The 24,063-nt window shown below is 62.8% G+C and carries 17 protein-coding genes and 2 pseudogenes; 3 read left to right on the forward strand and 16 right to left on the reverse strand.

Going from position 1 to position 24,063, the window contains the following annotated elements:
* Window positions 1–67: 67 nt before the first annotated feature.
* The 7 genes from RBA40_RS14355 to RBA40_RS14385 form a co-directional block, all read right to left on the reverse strand.
* Window positions 68–1,735, reverse strand: a complete 1,668-nt coding sequence (locus RBA40_RS14355) for an energy transducer TonB (protein WP_306648497.1) — start codon at window positions 1,733–1,735, stop codon at window positions 68–70.
* Between the two features lie 88 nt (window positions 1,736–1,823).
* Window positions 1,824–3,548 carry a molecular chaperone HscC gene (locus RBA40_RS14360; RefSeq protein WP_306648498.1) on the reverse strand — a complete coding sequence of 575 codons (1,725 nt, stop codon included), beginning with the start codon at window positions 3,546–3,548 and terminating at the stop codon, window positions 1,824–1,826.
* A gap of 620 nt (window positions 3,549–4,168) precedes the next feature.
* Window positions 4,169–4,765: a PEP-CTERM sorting domain-containing protein gene (locus RBA40_RS14365; protein WP_306648499.1), complete on the reverse strand. Its 597-nt coding sequence runs from the start codon at window positions 4,763–4,765 to the stop codon at window positions 4,169–4,171.
* Window positions 4,766–5,218: 453 nt separating this feature from the next.
* Entirely contained in the window at window positions 5,219–6,055 is an 837-nt protein-coding gene (locus tag RBA40_RS14370; RefSeq protein ID WP_306648500.1) for a leucine-rich repeat domain-containing protein, read from the reverse strand.
* Between the two features lie 10 nt (window positions 6,056–6,065).
* Window positions 6,066–6,200: a hypothetical protein gene (locus RBA40_RS14375; RefSeq protein ID WP_306648501.1), complete on the reverse strand. Its 135-nt coding sequence runs from the start codon at window positions 6,198–6,200 to the stop codon at window positions 6,066–6,068.
* Between the two features lie 64 nt (window positions 6,201–6,264).
* Window positions 6,265–6,822, reverse strand: coding sequence for a cytochrome b (locus RBA40_RS14380; protein ID WP_306648502.1), 558 nt, complete (start codon window positions 6,820–6,822; stop codon window positions 6,265–6,267).
* Between the two features lie 2 nt (window positions 6,823–6,824).
* Complete coding sequence (locus tag RBA40_RS14385) at window positions 6,825–8,066, reverse strand: erythromycin esterase family protein (protein WP_306648503.1); 1,242 nt, start codon at window positions 8,064–8,066, stop codon at window positions 6,825–6,827.
* A 278-nt stretch (window positions 8,067–8,344) separates the two neighbouring features.
* Here RBA40_RS14385 and RBA40_RS14390 point away from each other — a divergent pair.
* Window positions 8,345–8,560: pseudogene (locus RBA40_RS14390) on the forward strand (hypothetical protein); the annotation flags it as partial.
* A gap of 68 nt (window positions 8,561–8,628) precedes the next feature.
* The gene (locus RBA40_RS14395; protein ID WP_306648504.1) at window positions 8,629–9,684 is read left to right on the forward strand and encodes a M23 family metallopeptidase; all 1,056 of its coding nucleotides are present in this window, start codon (window positions 8,629–8,631) and stop codon (window positions 9,682–9,684) included.
* Between the two features lie 159 nt (window positions 9,685–9,843).
* Here the strand turns inward: RBA40_RS14395 and RBA40_RS14400 are convergent, their stop codons facing one another.
* From RBA40_RS14400 to RBA40_RS14425, 6 genes are all read right to left on the reverse strand, one after another.
* Window positions 9,844–11,532, reverse strand: coding sequence for a hypothetical protein (locus RBA40_RS14400; protein WP_306648505.1), 1,689 nt, complete (start codon window positions 11,530–11,532; stop codon window positions 9,844–9,846).
* A gap of 96 nt (window positions 11,533–11,628) precedes the next feature.
* Window positions 11,629–12,333: an SMI1/KNR4 family protein gene (locus RBA40_RS14405; protein ID WP_306648506.1), complete on the reverse strand. Its 705-nt coding sequence runs from the start codon at window positions 12,331–12,333 to the stop codon at window positions 11,629–11,631.
* Window positions 12,334–12,417: 84 nt separating this feature from the next.
* On the reverse strand, window positions 12,418–15,546 hold the full coding sequence (locus tag RBA40_RS14410) for an efflux RND transporter permease subunit (protein WP_306648507.1): 3,129 nt from the start codon (window positions 15,544–15,546) through the stop codon (window positions 12,418–12,420).
* A gap of 9 nt (window positions 15,547–15,555) precedes the next feature.
* Entirely contained in the window at window positions 15,556–17,091 is a 1,536-nt protein-coding gene (locus tag RBA40_RS14415) for an efflux RND transporter periplasmic adaptor subunit (protein ID WP_306648508.1), read from the reverse strand.
* Window positions 17,092–17,094: 3 nt separating this feature from the next.
* Window positions 17,095–18,579: a TolC family protein gene (locus RBA40_RS14420; protein WP_306648509.1), complete on the reverse strand. Its 1,485-nt coding sequence runs from the start codon at window positions 18,577–18,579 to the stop codon at window positions 17,095–17,097.
* A 120-nt stretch (window positions 18,580–18,699) separates the two neighbouring features.
* On the reverse strand, window positions 18,700–19,038 hold the full coding sequence (locus RBA40_RS14425; RefSeq protein WP_306648510.1) for a cobalt-zinc-cadmium resistance protein: 339 nt from the start codon (window positions 19,036–19,038) through the stop codon (window positions 18,700–18,702).
* Between the two features lie 245 nt (window positions 19,039–19,283).
* Between RBA40_RS14425 and pstS the strand changes: the two genes are divergently transcribed.
* Window positions 19,284–20,348 (forward strand): phosphate ABC transporter substrate-binding protein PstS, encoded by a 1,065-nt coding sequence (pstS, locus tag RBA40_RS14430; RefSeq protein ID WP_306648511.1) that lies wholly within the window; start codon window positions 19,284–19,286, stop codon window positions 20,346–20,348.
* 332 nt (window positions 20,349–20,680) lie between these two features.
* Here pstS and RBA40_RS14435 read toward each other — a convergent pair whose 3' ends face one another.
* The 3 genes and pseudogenes from RBA40_RS14435 to RBA40_RS14445 all read right to left on the reverse strand — a co-directional run bounded on the left by RBA40_RS14435 (window position 20,681) and on the right by RBA40_RS14445 (window position 23,869).
* Window positions 20,681–21,577 carry a LysR family transcriptional regulator gene (locus tag RBA40_RS14435; protein ID WP_306648512.1) on the reverse strand — a complete coding sequence of 299 codons (897 nt, stop codon included), beginning with the start codon at window positions 21,575–21,577 and terminating at the stop codon, window positions 20,681–20,683.
* Between the two features lie 148 nt (window positions 21,578–21,725).
* Window positions 21,726–22,268: an ankyrin repeat domain-containing protein gene (locus RBA40_RS14440; RefSeq protein WP_306648513.1), complete on the reverse strand. Its 543-nt coding sequence runs from the start codon at window positions 22,266–22,268 to the stop codon at window positions 21,726–21,728.
* Window positions 22,269–22,310: 42 nt separating this feature from the next.
* Window positions 22,311–23,869: pseudogene (locus tag RBA40_RS14445) on the reverse strand (catalase).
* Between the last annotated feature and the right edge of the window lie 194 nt (window positions 23,870–24,063).

A 24,063-nucleotide genomic window follows, 5' to 3' on the forward strand; every position in this document is an offset into this window, starting at 1 on the left:
GGCGGACCGGCGAAGCGCATGTCAATTCGTAATACGTGCATTGTCGTCCCTCCGTGTGCGCCCCCGCTTACTGCGTGGTCAGCGGGTCTTCATTGGCCTCGTCGGGCGGGGGCGGCGCAGGGCGCGGCTTGGTCTCGGCCGGCTCGGGTACCGCCGGTGCCTGCCCGAGTTCCCGCGAGGGCGGCGGAAACACCGGCACTGGCGGGGAAACGAACTGCGGTGGGCGAAGCACGCGTGTGATCCGGACCGAATGGGTCACGCTGAAGAAGCGCGTAGTCGACGCCGGGAACGGCTTCGATTCCCTCATCGCCTTGGCGACCGCGTCCTCGTAGCGCTGATCGCCCGATCCGCTCAATTTTTTCAGGGACTTGACCTTGCCCCGGGCATCGAGAAGTACTTCAAACTCGACCGATCGAAGGCCGGGCGCGGCATCCTTGTCGACCTTGTAGTCGATGCGCGAGCCGATCTCGTCGAGCTGGGCACGCGTCAGCGGCTCGCCCTTGGGGCGCGCCGGGCTGGACGCGGTTCTGGGATTCTTGTTCATCGCGGTGAGCAGGGGAGCGTAATCCTGTTCCTGGCCGAGCTTCGGAGGTGACGGCCTCCACGGAGCCTCACTGAGCGACTCCAAGGTGGGCGGCGGCGCGATAGGGATATTGGGGGATTTCGACTTCATCGTGTTGAACAGGGTGGAAAGCAATATCATCACACCAATAATCCAACCGTACGACGAGCCTGACTTTTCCGTTTCGCCCGCTGCTGCCCATTCGCTCTCCTTGACGGTTAGCGGCGCGCCGCTCTTTGCCGTTAAGCTGGCATATGCCTCTTGCCAGCGGCCGATTGCCTCCTGGTCAGCGATGATCCTCATCAACACCGGAAAACGCGCCATCATCGTCTGCAAATGCGGCATCATGCGGCGCACTTCGCCAAGCCGGGGCACGGCCGGCCTGCGCAAGGCGGACAGCACTTCTTGCTGCCCGACACGGTCGGCCTGGTCCTGGACGTGGAACATATTGCGCTCGTCGATGGCGCGATTGACGATGGCGCCGGGATGGCCGAACCTTTCGAGGCGATGGCGGTCTGACATCCATCCAAACACACCGAGGGCGGCGAAAAACAGGGTCTCGTGACCGAGCTGGCGAGTACCGGCCAGGAAATAGGTAATACGCGCCTCGAATACCATGCGGGCGGCGATATTGAGCAGGCGGTCGTCGTTCAGGCAGCGCTGCAGTTCGTCGGCCCAGAGGCCGTCATCATAGAGCATGCGGCCTGCGCGCAGCTTGGCCAGCGCGTCCAGGAATTGCTGAAAGACGGCGTCGGCCAACTGCTCGGGATCGGTTTCCATGCCAGCGTCGCGGGCGGATGGCGCTACGTCCGCATCTGCCCGGTAGGTAGGAACGTTGTATGCCACCGGGGCCTGGGACGGCGCGTACGATGGCTGTTGTGGTTCGGGTCCGCCATCGCTGGCGTGGCCGGCGTCGGCGCTGGCGCTGCTGTGATCGCCGCCGTCGCCGATGCGGTCGTCGATGCCGTCATCATCGTCGTCCTCATCCTCGTGGCTGGCCCAGGAAAGCCATGCCAGGGCCGATTCGTAATCCGTGCGCAGTATCTGGAAGCGGTCCGCTTCGGTTTCCTGGTCGATTTGCTTGAGCTGGCGGGCGTAGGCGCGCCGAATCGCGCGTTCGTCCGCGCTCCGGTCGAGGCCCAGGCGGGCGAGAAAAGGGGGTATGTGGGGCATTGGTCAGAAAAAAGAGGTGCGCAGGAGCAGGCAAAGGGTGAGGGTGAGGGTGAGGCCGGGGCGCCGCCTGGAGGCGGCGCCGGGAGCGTCACAGGTCGGCATCACCGAAAGGGTTGCCGGCGTGCTGGTGTTCGACGTAATCGAGCACTTCCACAAAACGCTTGGCCGCAGCGTCGATGATGCGCTTGTCCTGGGTTTCCAGGTTGCCCTCGAAGCGCGTCATTTCCACCGACAGCTGATCGCGCACGCTGCCGCGCAATTGCTGATAAAGGCGCTCGCCGCGGGCCAGCAGGGTGCGCATTTCGATGCGGTCGCGCGGGTGGATTTTCAGCTGCGACAATGACGCCAGGCGTTCCTTGATTTCCTGCGGCGACATCATGCCCGGGTTGCCTTCGATGATCAGGACGGCGCTCTCGGCACCCTTGCGGGCGGTCGCCTCGACCTGCAGCAGGCCGTTGACGTCGTAAGTAAAGCGCACCTCGACCGACCTGTCGTCGCGCGTGCCGGGTGGGACCGGAACGCTCAGGGTGCCCAGCTTGATATTGTCGGCCACCATGCGCGCTTCACCCTGGTAGACATTGATTTCGATAACGCTTTGCTGATCGTGAATCGGCGAGTACGTCTTGACGCGGCTGACCGGCACCACGGTATTGCGCTCGATTACGGGGTCGAAGTGGCCGCTGGAGTGGCCGCCCGATTCGTAGTGCATGGCGATTTCGACGCCCAGGGAATAGGGCGAGACATCGGTCATGACGACTTCGTCGAGGGCGGCATCCTTGCCTTTCAGGCCGGCCTGGACTGCCGCACCGAGCGCGACGACTTCGTCCGGATTGATGTCGCAGGCCGGAAAGCGGCCGAACATGCGCGCCACCATGCGCCGCACCACCGGCATGCGGGTGGCGCCGCCGGCCAGCACGATATTGTCGAGCTGGGCGCCGACCAGGTTGGCGTCGCGCAGGGCCCGTTCGACCGGGTGGCGCAGGCGCGCCAGCAAGGGTGCGCACAGGGTCTCGAAGGTGGACTCGTCGAGTTCCATCGAAAAATTGTCGCTGCCGTCGGTGACGCGGATCAGCGCGCGCGCGGACGTGCTCAGCTCGCGCTTGGCCAGCTCGACCTGGGCGCCGAGGCGCTGCATGAAGTGCGCGTTCTCGCGATAGTTCTTGTTGAGTTTGTTGTGCTCGAAGAATCGGTCGACCAGCGCGGTGACGAAATCTTCGCCGCCGAGGAAATTATCGCCCGCCGAAGCGCGCACTTCCATCACGTTCTCGAACAGGTCGAGCACCGAGACGTCGAAGGTGCCGCCGCCGAGGTCGAACACGAGGAACCTGCTTTCGCTGTCGCGCAGGTGGATGCCGTAGGCGAGGGCGGCCGCGGTCGGCTCGTTGAGCAGGCGGTCGACCTTGAGCCCGGCAAGCTGGCCGGCGGCGCGGGTGGCCTTGCGCTGGGCGTCGGAGAAATAGGCCGGAACGGTGATGATGGCTTCGGTGACCGGTTGCCCGAGGGCGGCCTCGGCGTCTTCCTTGAGCGCGCGCAGGATCAGGGCCGACAGTTCTTCGGCGCGGAAAGCGCGCTTGCCCAGGGTGATTTTCTTGTCGCTGCCCATGTGGCGCTTGAAGGCGGCGGCACTTTGGGCCGGATGGGTTTGCAGGCGGTCGCGCGCGGCGCGGCCAACCAGGATCGTGCCGTCTTCGTCAACGCTGACGCAGGACGGGGTGAGGACGTCGCCCAGCTGGTTGGGGATGAGGCGGGCGGCGCCGTTCTCCCAAACGGAGATCAGGCTGTTGGTGGTGCCGAGGTCGATTCCTACGATCATGCTAAATCCCATTGAGTAACGTTTAGGCGTCGCCGTGCGGCTAAACCTTTCAGTACAGCAATGATAACCGAAAAGAGGTAGATCGTTGGCATTTGAGCAATCGATCATGCTCAAATTCATCTTCCGGCGCAACACTTTGGCAGTGCGGGCGGGTAGGCGGAGGAGGCAGGAAGGTAGCCAAAAAACAGGCATGCAGCCCTGATTGAGCCACTGGTGCGATCCGCATGGGGCGTCAGGGAGAGCTGAGGACGGCGATACCATGCGTTGCCGGAGTTCGCCGTCGACGTGGAGGGCAGCGCGCCAACGTATGCATCGCTGTAAAGCTATCAGTAATGATCCGCAGCGAAACCTGGCCGCTGACACGGTCTGTGGATGGACTGATGCGCACGACAGGGATGGGGCACTACGGCAGGAGACTTGCAAGGATGAACGCCGTCAAATCAACCTGGCAATGCTGGCAGCCGGGGTACGTGAGCAAGAGCGGCTTTGATCTGGCTATGGACGAAGCGATTCACCGACCCAACAGTGCCGGCCGGACGCAACTTTCCTTATGTTTGTACCGGCGTACCAGCGCAGGCAAACCACGCCACGGTACGCCGAATGCCATAGCGGTTCAACAATCAGGACATCGTTCGTGCCCGCCGGCGCCAGGCGACTGCGCCCAGCAGGGTCAGGCCGCCCAACATCATTCCATAGCTCGACGGCTCCGGCACCGCGGGCAATACGCCCGAGGTCATGGCAAGGCTGACATTGCGCGTGTGGAGTTCCCATCCCGCGTAATCCCACGCGTCGGTGTACATGCGCACGGTGACACCGGCGTTCCACTGAGCATTGTCGAGAGCAGCATTCATGCCAGCGAAGTCCCCGGGATTCGAGGTCAGGGAATAATAATCTGTCTTCCAGACGTGGTCGGCGCCGGCCACGTGCAGCGTGTACAGGGCCGTTTCACCGGCAAAGAGCCCGACGTACACGCCGTTGGTCGGATCCTGGCCTCCCCATCCCTGGTCCACCAGTGTCACTGATGTATTGAGGTCAAGGATGTCGCCGACATGCGATTGCAGGGAAAAACGACCTATTTCGAATTTCCCGCCGTTGACCCATGCGTGTTGGTCCGTTCCCGGGGAGGTCAGCGTGTACGTACCCGCTGCCGCCGATAGCGGCAAACTCAGTGCTGCAACGGTGAATGCGGTCAATAGCTTGTTCATGTACGACGTCATGACTATCTCCAGAAAAGTGTGCCAAATGGCGATACAAGTATGCAGAGGAATGACGCAATTAATAAATTGATAAACCTGATCGGATCCTGTTTGTCAATACAGACGCGATCCCATTCCTGCCCAAAGGACAGGAGTTTTTCTGAAAAATCCATGGAATTGCAAATGTGAAATGACTTATTGCCCGCCACGGCACGTTTTATTTCATTCAAAACAAAGAATGATAGCGGCGGAAATGAATGTTATTTTTCATTAACGGCATCCATGATGGCATTCACATTCAGAACGAAAAAAATTATCACCGCTGTGGTAATTTGGCGTCGGGCGACTTCATCGTGCGCGCAACGCTTTCGCAGATACAACGCGTTCCTGCCCGGCAGGTTGGGGGAAGTGCGGCAGGGATTGCGAATGCTTATTGCAATTGCCGGGAAGCGCCTCGGCCTGCGCATTGCCGTTTCAGGTAATGCGCAGGTACGCGTAGCGGGCGGCCAGCTGGTCGCGCTGCGATGGCGTCAGGTCCACGCCATCGAGCCATAGCCGTTTCAACGACGTGATCGCAAACAGGAGCGGCAGCAAGGTTTCGGCCGGAATGGAAGGCAAGTGGTCGTATCCGCCGACGGACAGGTATTCGAGCTCGGGAAGTTCGGCGAGCAAAACGAGATCGGCTTCCGGGATAGAAGTTGCCCACAGATCAAGTTGGCGAAGCTGCTTCATCCTGGATAGAAATGCGAGTCCTTCACGCGAAATGTCGGTTGCGCCGACACTCAAGCAGGTAATCGACGTGGACGCGCTCAGTTGCTCGGCCATCGTATCGTCGAAGCAGGAAGCCTCCAGATCCAGCGATGCGAGGGCCGGCAACTGAAGAATTGCTTTTATCGCCTCTGGAGAAAGCTCCGCTCCCTGTGCGCCAAGTTCGCGCAGGGATTGACACCTGCAAACCTCAATGACGTCACTTGCAGAGAGAGTGTGATTTGCTCTGAACTCCTCCAGCGTGGCCGCCGCCGAAAACCCTTCCAGCCTGCCGGGTTTTACAATCCCGAGCACATCGAGAACCCGTAAACCGGGAATCGACACGACATGGCGCATCGCGGTTCGGGTGATATCGCCCCATAGCCATAATTGGTCCACTGACTGGAACGAGCGAAAACCTTGCGCGATGCGCTCCGTCACCAAAGGAATCTTAGTCAGCGACAGCTTCCCGACAGGACCACGTTTTGCATAACGACGCAGATCGGCAGAGGAAAAACTTCCCTCGATGTTCACACAGTTGGATTCGGTCGTTTTACTATCCATGCAAGTTCATTCAGAGAGCGCCTTCGAATAAGAAACGCTGATCATAACAAACCGGCCAGCGGGCGATGTTAATCAAAAAAATGGAATATTCTGGCGACAGGCCGTGATCGACCAGGCGCACTTTGGTCTTGTTGGCGATCTTCAAGCGCGCTCGGTTTTCAATCGAGAACGGTCAGGCAGCGACGCTGGCGATAAAGCCTTCATCAGCGTCACTGAATATGCGCACCGAACATGCGGCGTAACGTGCCGTCACGGGCGAGCACGTGGTGTTTGAGCGCCCCGGCGATGTGCAGCGTGATGACTGCGATGAGATAGTAGCCAAGCCAGGCATGCATCAGTTGGGCTGCGTCGGCCCAGGCGGCCCTGTATGGAATCACCTGGCCGGGATGCACGGGGTCGTGCTGTTCGTGCACGACCGGGATCCCGAAGATACCGAATCCATGTCCGCTCGCTCCGCTAAAGAGCATCCCCGTCAGTGGCATGGCGAGGGTGCCGATGATTAGCATCCAGTGCACCGCTTTGGCAAGGCCTTGCTCGATGCGCGAAGCGGCTCCGAGCGCCGGCAGCCAGCCTTGACGGATGCGCCAGGCGGCGCGCGCCAGCATCAGTGCCAGCAGGATGACGCCAGCTGATTTGTGCCAGGGGTAGAAGCTCCACGCTTCGAAGCGCACCATGTAGAGTCCGACCCCGAGCATGGCCAGCATCGCCAGCGCGCAAAGCCAGTGCAATGCAATCGTGGTGTAGCTCAAACTGAGTTTCTTGTCCATCGTCAGCGCGTCATCGTAACCGGCGTCACCGCCGGAATAAAGAAAAGTACATCCCAATGCGTGCCGAGCCTTCCCGCGCCGCCGGTGAGATATTCGTAACTGAACTGGGTCAGGTCGACCGGCGCCAGCGGCGTTAAACCGATGACCATTTTGCTCTGCTGCGCCAGGCGTTGCTCCAGGCTGTGGGCGGCAGGCGCCGGCACAGCCGTCGGTTTTCCGGAGACATACTCGAAAATCGTACCGCCAGCGGTGCTGAACTGCGCCACCTTGTAGTCGCGTCCCCAGCGCCGATGCATGACTTCGCCAGCCTGCAGGTTCGTTGGCGAGCGCTGAAACCCCCGCGCCACGTGCACAGTGTGCGCCCAAATCACCACTTTCTTGCCTGCGAAAAGATGATCGGCAAGCCAGATCGCGTTCGCGCCCATCTGATTGTCACGCTGGTAGTCGCGGTCGGCACTCCAGTAGCTGGTGGCTTGGGCATGGATGCTGCGAACGACGTTGCACCACCAGGTCCGGCCCTTGAAGACGGCGTCGTCCTGCTGGCATAAATGCGATTCGAGCAGCTTGGCGTGGCCCAGAAATGGCTCTCGCTCCGACATCTGTGGCGCCTTGCGGTCCATCATGAACAGCCCGTTGGCGAGCTTCGCATACGCCGTCCAGCCGGCCCCCTCGGCCAAGCCGGGTTGCTGCTTGCGCAGATAGGATTGCAAGTCCCCGATCAGTTCTCTCTGGCTATGCTCACCGGTATGCTGACTGTCGATACCGCCCAGCTGCATGGGTTTCCCGAGCGCGCGCTGGCGGTCCAGGTACTGCAGCATGCCGCGGCCCTCGGCGCTTTTGGCGTACATGAAGAAAACATTGCCGGGCGCGCTAGCATCGAGCTTCTCACCGCGTTCCGCACGCTCTGCGAGCCGTCCGATATCGTAGAAGCCGCTTTCAAGCAGTAACACGTCAAATCCCATGCGCTGATGCAGGAATTTGAGCAGGCGTGTTTTCAACAGATACTCTTCGCGCGCGCCGTGAGTTTGCTCGCCCAGCGCGACAATCCGCGCATTCCCGATGGCGTCGGCGAAGGGCTTCAGATCGCTGAAGTCTTCGTTATCGGGATCGACGTCGGCAATCGGCCATTGCAGCACAGGCAGCGGCGTTTTCGCTGGAGAGGTGGGCGCTTGAGCGTATGCCGGTCCCGCCGCAACGGTCAGCAGCAGGGCAGCAATGGGCGCGAGCCGGTTGAAATGTGACAAGCGTGTTCCGATCAGTATGGGGAGGAAGGAATGGCTATATGCATGCCAAACAAGTACCAATCCGGTCGTCAAATAATACCCATGAAATACCAATTTAGCAAATTGTTCATGGATTAGTGCTGTTCTTCAGCTTTGCCGAACTGCCCCACTTGCCCATGGTCTAAGCCAGAAAGGCACCAGCTGCGGATACCCAACGAGGGTAGTTCATGGCAAATATGAATCAATTTCAAGTTCAAGCGCGCATGAGCCCGGACCAATTCATGGCGCTCTACGGTGATCACGCGTTCAACTTCCGCAAATACGGGCACCGCTACCTGGCCAAGGCGCAGTACCGCTTCAACCGGCGCTTCGACCTGTCCGCCCTCCTGCGACGTTTCCTTTACACCGCCGCAGCGACCGGCAAGCGAACTGACGCTTCGCTCAGGCTAGATGAAGATCAGTGCCAATCAATAATCAACTTCCCATTGAGTCCTGCATATCCACGCTGCGAATGAAGAAGCCTTCCTGAAGCGGCGCTCCACATGGAATATATTTTTTTACAACATTTTGAAAGGAAATCGAGATGAAATCTACAATTACTCAAGGCGTCGGTTCTGTCCTGTGCGTCGGCGCATCATTCCTATCCGGTTCAGCTTTTGCAGACGTGTTCCCGCTGAAAAGCGACGACCTCGGCCTGACACACCGCTACAAGACGAGCGATCATGCGACGGGCGCAAATCAGGGGATGGGCAAGGATATTATTGCCATGCGTCCTGTTGGCGATGACAAGTGGAATCACCTGGTTGCCGACGGGGCCGACAAGACGGTCAATTCAAACCACCTCGTCTACGGTAGGAAGGTGTACGCCACGGTGTCCGGTACAGTCGTCAATTGCTGGCGCAATGCCCCAGACAACGCCAAGGCTGGCACCAAGGATCCCGACGTCGAGAACAACTTAATCGGCGTCGGTGGCAACCATGTCGTGATCAAGACCGCCGGTGGCGTCTTCGCGAAGCATTCCCATATGATTCCAGGCTCCGTTCCCGCAGCCATTTGCCCGCACAATAAGACACGCTTCGACAAGCCTAGCGGCAGTACGTTGCCACCCGAAGCGGCGGTTACGGACGGTGCGACCATCACCAAAGGTCAATATCTGGGCTTGGCCGGAAACAGCGGGAATTCGAGTCTGCCGCACCTTCACGTCCACATGTTCAAAGACGATGCCCCGGTCGAAATGAAGTTCGAACACGGTCAGACCACCCCGTACACCGACGGTACTGCGTCTCCCTTGGGGCCATGGACGCTGTTGAAAGGAAGCGCTCTTCCGGGTGGTCCAATCCTGATCTGGGCGCCTCGCTCGACGGGCAACTGGACTGTCAACAACATCTCGAGCGCGGCCTTCCAGGGTTGGTTCAATCACATGAAAGATTCGGGCCAGATGCCAGAAAGTCTGGCTTGCACCGATAATGGCGCTTTCTACGACACGCATTGGGTGCCTGGCAAGGGCGAGTGGTATGCGAAGGCTGGAATGAGTGCCACCGAAATGGCAGAGTTGACGAACACTTTGGCCGGCCAAGGCTATCACCAGTATAAGTGGTGGTATTGCGATTCGGTTCGGTCTGCCATTTGGCGTAAATAAAGGCAATTTCTGGGCCAGGCAAAGCGACTTTATGAAGGCTTTTAGAAATCCCACCCGGCATCTCGACAAGACGTTGCCGGCGGGAGAAGGCGCCAGCATGTTTCCCACGGGGGTTGCGCGCAAGCGGGCGTGAGCGACATGCTGGCGATTCTGAGCGCCTTATCGTAGTGGCGACGATCCGTCGCCAGGCGTACCGAGCGCCCCGGCGGGCTCCACCTTCGTGACGCCGGCAACCGGCGCAACCGGCCTGGCCTTGGGCGGCTGAATGTCGGGCCGGCCGTTTTGTGCCGCAAACGGACCGGTGTTGACGTTGTAAGCCGCGATGGCGGCGGCGATCGCCGGGTCGCGCGCGGCCAGCTGCGCCTGGTTCGGCGCCGGGAGCGGCGCTTGCTGCGGTGTGATGTTCGGGTCCTCGTTCTGGCCTTCGGCTACTGTCTGCGCAGTCGTGACCGTCCGCACGGCACCGGCCGGCCGCGCAAACTGATCCGGCGCGACAGGGACCGGGGCGGGTCCGGCTTGCGCCAGCTGGTCCGCGCGACGCTGTTCCATGCCTCTTTCCACGTTGAGCTGGTCGACTCTGAGGGCGTCGCGCTTGGCGATGTCGTCGGCCAATGCCGCGCGGACAGCGTCGCTGGCGCCGGCGATTTTCTCGTCGAGCTCGCGCGCCGCCTGGCGTTCCGCCTGCAACTGTTGCGCCAGAACGCGTGCCTGTTCCGCCACGCTGATACCGTTGCTTGCGGTGGCATCGGGTTCGGAGATCGTGGCCGTCGCCGGCGTGGTAGCGGTCGATGCCGACTGGGTCCGGTCTTGCGTACTCAGCGCTGCCGCAACGGGTGGCGCAGCGGTTGCGACTGGCGCTGCCGTCGCAGGTGGCATAGCGAGCGCGGCTGGCGGCGCCGTTGCCGCCATCGGCGTAGCGAGCGCTTCGACCGGGATGGCGTCGGCGGCGAGCGCTTGTGCGTCTGCTTCCGCGGGCAGCGAGGCCAGGCGCGCGCCTTGGGCCTGTTGCTCCTCTTGCGGCGAGGCGATCAGGTCCATCTGCACCGGAAAATCGCGCCCCTCGCCCAAGTCGGCCCTGGTTGCGCTTTCGTCGAGCTGCGCACTTTCATTGCGCAGCGTCTCTGTTACCAGGTTCTGGACGAACAGATTGTCCGCATTGCTGACTGGCTGGCCTTGCGTGGCGGTGATGTCCTGGGGCACGCCGATAAAGACCGGGGGCGCGGCGCCGATCACGCTATCGTCGGAAAGGAAAGAGACGCCGGCCGCCTGTGCCTGGACTTGCGTGCTGACCACGCCGAAGAAGGCGTTAGCGGCGCGCTCCAGCAATGCCGACGTGGCGACAGGGTCTTGCCGAAATGCGTCCTGTAGCGCCGTCTCGTCCATGCTCAGGGTGCCAGGGGTGGTGCTGGTCGCCGGCGTAAAGCTCAGGCCGATAGCTGCCAGGCTGGCGTCGGCATCCTGCGGCGTGCCGCCAAACTGCTGGAAAAATTGCGATTGCAGCGATTGGTCGCCCAGGGTGTCCATCGCTGCGCCGGTATTGTCGACCGCGCTGGTCTGCAATTCGTTGAATATGCTGGCCACGGCTGCCGCTGCAACCGTCACGTCGGCAAGCTGCCTGGATGCATCGGTGTCGGCAGTGACAGCGTTTTGCAAGTCCAGCATCTTTTTCTGGAACAGCGAGGCCAGCGACAGGAAGCGCCCCGAAGTCGACAGGTCCACCGTGGTGGGGGCGACCGCCGCCAACGGCAGGCTCTGGACCTGTTCGATGGCCAGGGTGTGTGTTGGCGCGAGGGGCGTAACAAGGCCTACGTTGCGTGCCGAAAGCGGCGTGATCTGGGGGGTATCCATGATGAACCTTCCGCCTTCGCAGTATCTGATTGGTCGATTATGGCCCTTATTTGCCCCCAGCACTGTTAGGGCTGTTAATAAATCCCGCCCGACTGGTTAGCCGTGCGCCAGGCTCTGTGCGCATGCCTCGAACTGCTGTGTAATGAGTTCGTCCAATTCCTTGCCGGGGAAAATATCCTCGTCGCCCGAAAAAATGGCGACCTCCAGCAGGGTTTGGGCGCGGCGTTCTTCGCGCGACAATGCCGGAACCTCCGGCGGTACGATATTGCCCAGCGTTTCGAGCTTCCATATGTTGTGGCCGCCTTGATCCTGGTCGAAATGCAGGCATCCGAACAGGCCGTTGCGGTCGAAATACCAGTAATCGTAAACGTCGTCGCTGATGATGCGCTCGCCGAACACCACGTAGTTCTCATTGACGATCTTCGCCAGTTCGGAATCGATTACCTCAAGCTCCGTGCGCCCGCCCCAGGAATCATGAATATAATTAAGAAGCCCCATAGCCGGGGTCGCGTCGCCGCCCGCACGCAGCCGTTCCAGCATTCTGCTCGCCGAGCGCACCTTGATCGTCTGCCAGGACAACCCGTATGACGCGTGCCCGAATGCGCCGCACTGCTGATACAGCGCCTTTAATGCGTCGGGAATGCCGAATCCGATAATGCCCTCCAACGCGGCGATATCTTCCGCCGAATCGGGCTCGGAGAACTCCAGCGCAAACCAGTCGTCATCGTCCTCCTCGTCCTCATCCTCATCAACGCGGACGAGGAGCGCGTTCAATTCTTCGATCTGGCTTCGGGTAAGCATGGCTAGGCATCCACTTGATTAAACACCTATTATATTCGCCAGCATTGCTTGTGGAGTCAGATCAGGCCGGTAGCGCTCCCCGCCTTATTTCGCATCGCGCCGGTGCGCCCATTGATACAGCAGCGGCAGCACCAGCAAGGTCAGCAGGGTGGATGACAACACCCCGCCAATGACCACGGTTGCCAGCGGACGCTGCACTTCAGCACCCGTACCGGTCGCCAGCGCCATCGGCACGAAGCCGAGCGAGGCCACCAGCGCCGTCATCAAGACCGGCCGCAAGCGCGTCATGGCGCCGCTTTCCACCGCCTGCGCCATCGGCATGCCTTGCGCGCGCAAGCCGCGGATGAAGGAAATCATCACCAGCCCGTTGAGCACCGCCACGCCGGACAAGGCGATGAAGCCGACCGCCGCCGAAATCGACAGCGGAATGCCGCGCATCCACAGCGCCACGATGCCACCCGTCAGCGCGAACGGCACGCCGGTAAACACCAGCAGTCCGTCGCGCACATTCCCGAACATGACGAACAGCAGCATGAACACCAGCGCCAGCGTGGCCGGCACCACCAGTTGCAGCCGGCTGGTGGCCGATTGCAGCTGTTCGAACGTCCCGCCCCAGGTTATCCAGTACCCGGGCGGAATCCTGACCTGCCGGCCGATGGCCGCCCCGGCATCAGCCACGAACGAGCCGATATCGCGCCCGCGCACATTGGCCGTGACGACCACCAGCCGCTTGCCGTTTTCGCGGCTGACCTGGTTCGGCCCGGGGCTCATGTCCAGCTGCGCCACGTCGCCCAGCGGCACGTAGGCGGCCGGCTGATTGCCTTCGCGCACAGCCACGCGGATCGGCAAGCGCCTTATGGCGTCCAGGTCGGCGCGCAACGCTTCCGGCAGCCGCACCACGATGTCGACCCGGCGGTCGCCCTCGAACAGCGAACCGGCGGTGGCCCCGCCAATGGCGGTGGCGATGGTCTGCTGCACGTCCCCAACGTTGACGCCAACGCGCGCGGTGCGCGCACGGTCGATGCGGATCGTGAGCATCGGCAAGCCCGTGGTCTGCTCGACCTTGACGTCGGCCGCGCCGGGGATGGTTTCCAGCACGGCGGCAATCTGGTCGGCGCTACGGCCCATGACCTCGCTGTCGTCCCCGAACACCTTGATCGCCACATCGCTGCGTACGCCCGACAGCAACTCGTTAAAGCGCATCTGGATCGGCTGGGTGAACTCGTAGTTATTGCCCGGCACCTTGCCGACCGCCTGTTCCAGCGCGGCGAGAAACTGTTCCCTGCTGCGCGCCGGCTTGGGCCACTCGGCATGGGGTTTGAGCATGATGAAGGTGTCGGCCACGCTCGGCGGCATCGGGTCGCTGGCGATTTCCGCCGTGCCCATCTTGGAAAACACCGTATCGACCTCGGGAAACTGCTTGATCGTCCGTTCGAGCGCGAGCTGCATCTGGACCGCCTGCGACAAACTCGTGCCCGGAATGCGCAGCGCGTGCATGGTGATGTCGCCTTCGTTGAGGCTCGGCACGAATTCGCTGCCCAGGCGCGTGGCCAGCAGCGCCGACAGGGCGATCGCCACGCCGGCGATGACGATCACCGGTCCCTTGTTGGCGTTCGACAGGCGCAGCAGCGGCAGGTACGCGCGGCGGGCCCAGCCCATGATCCGGCTGTCGTGCTCGCTGACCTTATTGCCGATCATCAGCGCCACGGCGGCCGGGATGAACGTGACCGACAGCACCATCGCCGCCACCAGCGCGGCCACGACCGTGAACGCCATCGGATGGAACATCTTGCCCTCGACCCCGGTGAGGGCAAAGATGGGCAGGTACACCACCATGATGATGAGCTGGCCGAACAGTAGCGGACGGCGCGCTTCGCCGGCGGCGGCGAATACTTCGCGCAAGCGTTCCTCGCGGGTGAGCGGGCGGCCGGCGGCGGCCTGGGCGTGCGCCAGGCGCCGCACGCAGTTTTCCACGATGACCACGGCACCGTCGATGATGATGCCGAAGTCGAGGGCACCCAAGCTCATCAGGTTGGCGCTGACGCCATTGGCGACCATGCCGCTGAAGGTGGCCAGCATGGCCAGGGGAATCACCAGCGCCGTGATGAGTGCCGCGCGGATATTACCGAGGAACACGAACAGCACGATGATGACCAGCGCCGCGCCTTCGAGCAGGTTCTGGCGTACGGTGGCAATGGCCTTGTCGACCAGGTCGGTGCGGTCGTAGACGGTGCGGGCCAGGACGCCCGGCGGCAGGGTACGGTTGATCTCGCCCAGTTTCTTGTCGACCGCGGCCGACACCGCCCGGCTGTTTTCGCCGATCAGCATGAACACGGTGCCGAGCACGACTTCCTGGCCGTTCTCGGAGGCGGCGCCGGTGCGCAATTCCTTGCCCACGCCGACCTCGGCCACGTCGCGGATGTGCAGCGGCACGCCCTGGCTGGAGCGCAGGATGATGCCGCCGATATCCTCGGCCGAGCCAACCTGGCCCGGCACGCGCACCAGGTATTGCTCGCCGCCGCGCTCGATGTAGCCTGCGCCGACATTGCTGTTATTGCGTTCGAGCGCCTCGACGATATCGGCCAGCGACAACCCGTGGGCCACCATCTGGCCGGGGTTCGGCGCCACGTGCAGTTCCCTGGCGTAACCGCCGATGGTATTGATTTCCGTCACGCCGGGCACGTTGCGCAGCTGCGGCTTGACGATCCAGTCCTGGATCTGGCGCAAGTCGGTGGAATCGTAGGGCGTGCCGTCGGTTTTCAGCGCGCCGGGCTTCGCTTCCACGGTCCACATGTAGATTTCGCCCAGGCCGGTCGACATCGGCCCCATGGCGGGCGAAGCGCCGTCGGGCAGGCTGGCGCGCACCTGCTGCAAGCGTTCGTTGACGAGCTGGCGCGCGAAATAGATGTCGGTGCCATCCTTGAAGATCACCGTCACCTGCGACAAGCCGTAGCGCGAGAGCGAACGGGTCTGTTCCAGATGGGGCAAGCCGGCCATCGCCGTTTCGATCGGAAACGTGATGCGCTGCTCGGCTTCCAGCGGCGAATAGCCGGGCAGGGCGGTATTGACCTGGACCTGGACATTGGTGATGTCGGGCACGGCGTCGATCGGCAGCTGGCGGTAGCTGTAGACGCCGAACACGGCCACGAAAGCGGCCAGCATCAGCACCAGCCATCGCCGTTCGATGGAAAAGCGAATGAGGTGATCGAACATGGCGGCTCCTTAATGGTCGTGGCTGGCGCCGGCTTTGCCGAGGTCGGCCTTGATCAGGAAGCTGTTCTTTGCCGCATATTTTTCACCGGGCAGCAAGCCGCTGACGACCTCGACCGACTCGCCATCGCTGCGCCCGAGCACCAGCGGGCGTGCTTCGAAATGGTCGCCATAGCGGCCGAACACGGAGGGCAACTCGTTCACGTTCTGGACCGCTTCGACCAGCACCGCCACCGGCACGGTGACCTCGGCGGCGACCACATCCACGGTGACCGGCAGGCCGGGCCGCCACACGCCCTTGGGATTGGGCAAGACCACGCGGGCCTTGGCGGCGCGCGTCTGCTCGCCGACCAGGGCGCTGACGTAGGAAATGGTGCCGCTGGCCACCGTGTCGGCGGCGCCGGCGCGCACAGTCGCGCTCTGGCCCTGGCGGATGGTTTCGAGGTCGCGCGCGCTCACGGAGAGCTCCGCCCAGACGGTCGACATGTCGGCCACCACGAACAGGCTGGCTTCCTCCTTCACCGATTCTCCGGCGGCCACGGTTTTCTGGGTGATCACGCCATCGATCGGCGCGCGCACTTCATAGCGCGCCAGTTGTTTGAGGCTGCCAGCACCGACACCGAGCGCGTCGAGCTTCTGGCGCGCGCTTTGCGTGGCGATCTCGGCTTCCTGCAGGGCGGCGCGGGCTTGCTGATAATCCTGCTCCGCCGTGATTTTCTGTTGCCACAGCGTGCGTTCGCGCTCGAACACGCTGCGCGCCAAAGCCAGGCGCTGCTGCGCCGCCAGCAAGGCGCTGCGTTCGCCCGCCAGTGCCTGGCTCGACAGCACGGCCAGTACCTGGCCTTTGCGCACGGTCTGGCCCGCGTTCGCGCTGACCGATTCGACCATCCCGGCCAGGCGCGGGGCCACGTGCACCGTGCGGTCGGCGTTGAGCTGGATCTCGCCATTGAGCTTGAGCACGCTCTTGATGCGCGCCGGGCCGGCGGTGTGAACGTCGATGCCGTTTTGCGCCGCTTGCGTTTCCGACATCGTTACCCGAGCCTCGACCTGATCGTAGGCGAAGCGGTAAGTCTTGCCGCCCGACTGGGCCGTCACGGCCACCTTGAAGGAATGCGGCTCGCCGACGATGGCGTCGCCGCGCAGATAATCTTCCTCACGTGCGAAGCGGATGGTTTGCGGCGAGCGTCCCAGGCGTTCCAGGGTCAGCTGGGCCTTGGTGGCCGAGGGATCGAGCGGTTTGCCATCCTGGTAGGTATAGAGCCGGAACTGCGGACCTGCGCTGTGGTCCAGGATAGTGACTTCCAGGCCGTAGCCCTGGCTGACGAACAGCTTGCCGCCGTGGGGGCCGCGCGCGGGAACGGCGTCTTCCTGGTGAGGCTTGCCGCCGTGGTCGACCTGGGCGCTGTCCGCATGAGCACCATGTTCGTCATGGTCGTCGTGCTGCGCCTGACCGGGCTTGCGCGCCACGATCAGGACGGCCAGCACGACGCCGATGAGCAGGGCGACGATCATCACGATGGTCTGTTTCTTGTCGAAAGGATATTTCATGCATTACTCCACTGTCTGGGTGGCGCCTGGGGCGCCGAGGATGCTGTCGATGTCGGCGGCGGCGCGGTGGGCGTCCGCCAGGGCGCGCAGGTGCTGGGTGCGGGCTTGCAGCAAGGTGCGCTGGGCGTCGATCACATCGATGAAATTGAACTTGCCGTACTCGAAACCGGTGCGGGCGGCCTCGTAAGCGCTTTGCGCACCGGGCAGGATGTCGTCGTTCAGCAGTTGGGCCTGTTCACGGGCGACGCTCAACGCTTCGTGGGCCTGTGCCAGCTCGTTGGTCAGGCGCGCGCGGGCGCCGTCGAGTTCGGCGCGGGCTTTTTCGCTGCGTTGCAGCGCTTCGTGCAGCTTGCCCCGGTTGCGGTCGAACAGCGGCAGGGGAATGGCCAGGCCAAAAACAGCCTGATTGCGGCCCGCTTGCTGGTCGCGCTTGGCGCCGATGCTGAGGGTAAGGTCCGGCACGCGGCCGGAACGTTCCACCTGCGACAGAGCCTGGCGGCGCGCCAGTTCGGTTTGTGCAAGCCGCAACGCCGGCGCGGCCCTCAGTTGCTCCATGAGATGGGGCAGGGAAGGTTGCGCCGGCAGCCGGTCGAGGTGGCCCTCGGCACGGCCGATGTCGCGCCCGGTCCCGCCCCATAGCGCGGCAAGGCGGTTTTTTGCGCCGGCCAGTTCGCCGGCTGCCTGGGCAAGGTCGACCTTGACGCTGGAGGCCGCAATGCGGGCGCGTGTTTCATCGACCGGCGAGTTCTTGCCGGCCAGGACGCGCTTGGCCGCGACAGCGAGCGCGCCGTTGGCGAGGGTGAGCGATTCGCCGGCGATGTGCTGCCGCTGCTGGGCGGCGAGCAGGTCGTGGAAGGCGGCGCGGGTGGAGGCAAGCACGGCGTTGCGCTTGACGGCCAGGTCGGCGCCGGCTGCGTCCTGCCCGAGCTGGGCGGCGTTGACGCGCGCCGTGCGTTTGCCGCCGAGTTCGATTGGCACGTTCAGCTGGACCGTCGTGGTCCGGGTCGATTCGCGCGCATCTTCGACCAGGGTGGCCAGTTCGGGATTGGGGGCGACGCCGGCCTGCATGACGGCCCCGGACTGAGCGTCGATTTCCAGGACGCCCACGCGCAGGTCGTTGTTCGCTTGCAGGACGCGCGACAGCGCGCCAGCCAGCGATAGAGGTGCGGCGAGGGACAACGGAGCGGCGAGGGACAATGGAGCGGCCGCGTTCGCGGTGCCGGCAGACGCCCGCCCGGCGTTCGCTGGTGGCGGTGGAATGCCGACGTCGTCCGACAGATCCGGCGACGGTTGCTCCGTCGTACCCGCGCCACGACGGCGCTCGGCGGGGTCACGTGCCGGATTGAGCATGCCGGAGCTCAATGACGAGCCTGGGCTCGGTTGGGTAACTGCTGACGCCCCGGACAATGCGGGCGCAGTCATGTTCTGGGCCTGCGTATGGCAGGGCCACGCCGCGGCAATAGCCAGCGGCAAGACGAGTTTGTACATCGAATTCTCCTGGTTAATAAGACAAGGGAATCCGGCCAGGCGCGCTAGCGGTGTGCGTGTGGTTAAGGCAGTGATTATCCGCGGTAAGCGGATATCAGGAAAGCGACAGCGGCAGCCGGATCAGGCGGCGCGTTGCCATTTGGGACGTTCGGGGCGGGCCGGCCGCAGCGTCCCCAGGCAAGCCGCGTCGGCTGCATCGGCGTACGAGGTGGGTGGCGGCACATTGCCATCGCTTGGGGTGCCGGTGATTCCAACACTGGTGAAATGGCAGTCGCCACAATCAATGTCGAAACCGAATGGCGAGTCGTCCGGGTCGGCGTGGTTGTCCGGCGCATGCTGATGGTGGCCCGGATGCGCGACGGTTGGGGCAGGTTCGTGCCCGCAATAGGCGCTCGCCGCCGCCCAGCTCACCTGGAGCGGGAAAACAAACAGCAAGAGAATAATCAACAGGCGACGCATGGCGCGATTGTAACAGTAGCACGCTCATTTCGCTGAAGCCCGAGCGATGCCCATGCATAAAGAATCAATAATATGCAACAACCATAAGTTGACAGCAAATAGAAGAAATTCTCCACATTTAAGCCCAAACTACGTATTTACACGCATTGCCGCAATGTTGTAGTCCTGCTATCATCGTCGGTTGTTCGTTTCCTGGCTGCCCTGCAGCCGGCGCGGTTCCGATTACTTTAAGACCCCTGGGATTTATGTTCTCTGCTGTTAAAACTACTGTCACCCTGACACTGCTTCTCTCCGCATTCGCGGCCCACGCCATCGATATCAGCGGTGCCGGCTCGTCCGCGGCGCAGCCGCTGTACGTCAAACTCGCCGACGTCTACGGCAAGTCGCAGAACGTCAAGCTCACTTATCAACCGACCGGTTCGAGCGAAGGTCTCAAGCAAGCCAAGGCCAAAACGGTTGAATTTGGCGCCACCGACATCGCACCGTCCCAGGCTGATCTCAAGGCAGGCAAACTGATCTGCTTCCCGAGCGCGGTCTCGGGCGTGGTACCGGTAGTTAATCTTCCCGGCCTCAAGCGGGGCGAAGTGCAACTGACCGGCGAACTGCTGGCCGACATTTTCTCGCGCAAGATCACCAAATGGAACGATCCTAAACTGACCGCCGCCAATCCTGGCGTGGCATTGCCGGACCTGGCCATCGCCGTGATCGCGCGCCAGGACGGTTCGGGTAGCACCTACAACTTCAGCGACTATCTGAGCAAGGTCAGCCCGGCGTGGAAGCAGGCTTACGGCCGCAACTTCACGGTCGCGTGGGCGAATGGCGTCACTCAGGTGAACGGCAGCAACGGTGCGGTCAATGCGCTCAAGCAGACCCCGGGTGCGATTGCCTACGTGGATTATCAATACGTGATGCAGGACAAGCTGACCTACACGCGTCTGAAAAACCGCGACGGCAAGGTTGTTGCGCCAGGCGCGGATGGGTTTACGGCCGCGCTGCTGAACAGCCCATGGGTTGCCCAGGCCAAGTATGAAGAAATGCTGACCGACCGCGTCGGTCCGGCCACCTGGCCGATCACGTCGGGCACCTTCATCGTTGCGCCGCAAGCGACCAACAATCCTGAAAAGACGATTGCCGCCCTGAAGTTCTTCGCCTGGGGTTTCGCGAACGGGGACGCGATTGTCGGCAATGCCAACTTCGTGCGCCTGCCGGACACCATGCAAGGCCGTATCATCGGCGACCTGACCACCATCACCGATGCCAGCGGAACGCCGCTCAAGTGGTCGCTGGCCGAGGCGCTGAACCTGCGTTAAGCAGCCGCCGTTCAGCGGACAGCAGCCCGCCCGCGCGATGCGCCGGCGGGTTTTTTGTTCGCCGAGCGCAGCGCCCAAGACCAGAAATCTAGCCCGGGTCGCGGCCCGGCGCAGGCAGAATGCGCACGACGAGGAATGGGACGATCACCACAGAAGTAATCTGCCATGGAACATGCATCGGGTCCGGCTGTGCCATATTCCAAAAGAACACGCACACGCCCGGCACAACCGGCTCATTTACGGCAGGGAGCGTCCGTCTGAGAAAAGCAGGCCGGTGCGGCATCGCGCTTCGCTGGCGGATGCAGGAACAGGATAGGGGTGCTCGCCCGCAGTCAGCGCTGCACGCCGCAGACCGCCCGCACATGAGTGCGCAGCCAGCGGTGGGCGGGATCGGCGTCGAGCCGGGGGTGCCAGAGCATCGAGACGGTGAATTCGGGCACGGGGAAGGGCAGGGCGAAGCTGTGCATGCCGCTGCGCAGCCGGCCGGTGTGCCGTTCCGGGACAGTGGCGACCAGGTCGCTTCCCCATGCCAACGCCAGCGCCTGGGAAAAGCCGGCAGCCGTGGTGACGATGGTGCGTTCCAGAGCCAGCGGCAACAAGGCGTCGTCGACAGGGCCTTTTTCCATCCCCTCGCGCGCTATGCCGATGTGCTCGCCCGCCGCATAGCGCGCCGGCGTGATATCGCCTTCGGCCAACGCATGGCCGGCGCGCACCACGCCGACGAAACGGTCGCGGAACAGGGCCTGGGTACGCACTTCCGGGCCGGTGGACTTGCCGATGACGCCCGTTTCGAGGTCGATACTGCCATCGCGCAAACCGGCGCTGTCCTTGTCCGGCTTGGGCAGAAAACGCAGGCGCACGCCGGGCGCATCGGCGCGCAGTCGCGTGATGAGTTCCGCGCCGAAATTTTCGACAAAGCCTTCGCGCGTGCGGATCGTGAAGGTGCGTGCGAGCTGGGCCAGATCGAGCTTGTCGACGGGGCGCAGCACTGCGACACTGTCGTGCACCAGCTGGCTGACCTGTTCGCGCAGTGCGATGGCGCGCGGCGTGGGCACGAGGCCGCGCCCGGCCCGCACCAGCAAAGGGTCGCCCGTGGCGTCGCGCAAACGGGCCAGCGCGCGGCTCATGGCCGAGGGACTGAGGTGCAAACGGCGCGCCGCACGGGCGACGCTGCCTTCGGCAAGCAATACGTCAAGGGTAATGAGCAGGTTCAGGTCGGGCAGGGACATGCGCTTACGATAACGCAATTTACGACTGGCGTGGCGTCAGATGCATCGATACGGCGCAACCGTGTGCGTAGCGCGCCATGTCAATGCGGCGGCCAAACTCGATTTTGTCACTGCCGGGCGCCGACGTCGCCGCCGGCTCCGCCCGTTGTCAGGGTTGGCGCTGCGCCTGACGGAATTCGCCGCGTGCCAGGCTGGCGGGGGTGTTGCCAGCGCCATCGGCCGCTTTCATATCCGCACCGCGCTCGACCAGCGCTTGCAGGATCTCGCTGCGCTGAAACAAGGCCGCATACATTGCCGCCGTCTGCCCGGCATGATTGCGCTGGTTCGGCTGGCACGCGGTATCGGCCAGGCGGCGCGCAATGCGCAGCTCGCCTTTGAAAATCGCTCCCATCAGCGCCGTGTTGCCACGCTTGTCGCCCGCGCACGGGTCGGCGCCGGCGCCAATGAGCAGGTCCACCGCCGCGCCGTGGCCATGGTAGGCGGCCAGGATCAGTCCCGTGTACCCTTTCTCGTCGCGCATGTTCAGGTCGTAGGCCGCGCCGGTGAATTCCTTGAGCATCGCGACATCGCCACGCCGGGCCGCGTCGAAGTAATAGCCTTTGAGCTGTTCGGCCAGGCGCGCCGGGTCGGGTGGGGCCGCGTGCGCCAGTGGCGCCATGGCGAGCGCGGCAATTGTGATCAGGTATTTCATGGCAGTCTCCCGAGCGGCCGCCCGCAGGCGGCCGCTTTCTCATCAGTCGGCCAGGGACGCGGCGCGCGAGGCAACCTGCGCGACCTTGTAGCCCAGCGCGGCGGCGAGCGCGGTTCCGTAGGCGGCATCGGCCTTGTAGAAGTGCGACAGCATCGTGTAGCGCACTTCCTCATCCTTGACCTGGCCAAGATCGCCGGCCAGGTTGGCGACCAGGTTTTTCTGCTGCTGCGCAGGCAAGGAGCGGTAGAACTCGCCCGCCTGGCGGAAGTTCAGCGTCTTGGTGATGCGCTGCTGCACCGTGCTGCCCGAGAGGGGAAGCTGGCTCGGCTTGAAGTCGGCGTTGACCGCCAGCGGGGACTGGCGGCTCGGTTCGTAGTTGATATTGCCGGTGCGCTTGCCGGCATTCATCGCGCCATCCTGATGGTGATTGACTGCCGCCACGCGCGGCTGGTTGATCGGCAATTGCAGGGCATTCGGGCCGAGGCGGTACATCTGGGTGTCGGCGTAGGAAAACACGCGGCCTTGCAGCAGCTTGTCTTCGGACGGTTCGATGCCGGGCACCAGGTTCGAGGGTGCAAAGGCGCTCTGCTCGGTTTCCTGGAAGATGTTGGCCGGGTTGCGGTTCAGGGTCATCGTGCCGAGCTTGGTTTCCGGCACGCCAGTCCAGATTTTGGTGGCGTCGAGCGCGTCGAAGTCGAACCTGCCCAGCTCGGACGGTTTGAGCACCTGCACGTACAGTTCCCAGCGCGGAAATTCCTTGCGCTTGATGGCGTTGATCAGGTCGTTGCTGGCGTGGTTGAAATCCTTGCCCTGCACGGCCGATGCTTCGGGGCCGGTCAGGCTCTGGATGCCCTGCAGCGATTTCCAGTGAAATTTGACGTAGTTGACCGTGCCGGCGGCATTGACAAATTTATATGCATGCACGCTGTTGCCGTCCATGAAGCGGTAGCCTTTCGGCGTTCCGAGATCGGAGTACACCTGGGTCAGCATGTGGGTCGATTCCGGCTGGTGCGAGAAGAAGTCGAAGAAACGGTTCGGGTCTTGGACATTGGTCTCGGGCGCAGGCTTGAGAGAATGGACCATGTCCGGGAACTTGACGGCATCGCGGATGAAGAAGATCGGTAGATTATTGCCGACCAGATCCCAGTTGCCTTCGCTGGTGTAGAACTTGGTGGCAAAACCGCGCGGATCGCGCAGGGTTTCGGGCGAATGGCTGCCGTGGATCACCGTCGAGAAGCGCACGAATACCGGTGTTTCGGTGCCTTTCGCAAACACCTTGGCCCGGGTCAACCCCGACACATCGCCGCTGGCGACGAAGACGCCGTGGGCGCCGGTGCCGCGCGCGTGCACGATACGATCGGGAATTTTTTCGCGGTCGAAACGCTGCAGTTTTTGCAGCAGGTGAACGTCCTGCAGAAGGGTGGGCCCGTTCTGCCGGCCGTTTGCGAGTTCTGGTTGTCGCCTACCGGGGCGCCGTTGTCGCGCGTGAGCTGTGGCGCCGCCGAGGTGAAGGGCGAGAACAGTGCGGCAATGGCGAATGCCACCGCCGAGCGTGCCGCGCGACGTTCTCCGGAGGCGCGCAGCTGGACATTGTTAATCATTTTGATTCCTTTTTTTGTAAAAGTGTTTAAACAATAAGGAAATCAAGGTGATATGTATACGCAATTATTAATATCGGTGCGATAGATTATAGCTATTTGTATCCGGCCGGAGCGGCGTCAGACGCAACGATATAGTGCAATCCATGCGTCTTCCGCCGTGTTGCTCGGACCGCTAGACTGAGTTCGGGTGCCGA

The sequence above is a fragment of the Massilia pseudoviolaceinigra genome (assembly GCF_030846505.1).
GTDB classification, from domain to species: Bacteria; Pseudomonadota; Gammaproteobacteria; order Burkholderiales; family Burkholderiaceae_D; genus Telluria_A; species Telluria_A violaceinigra.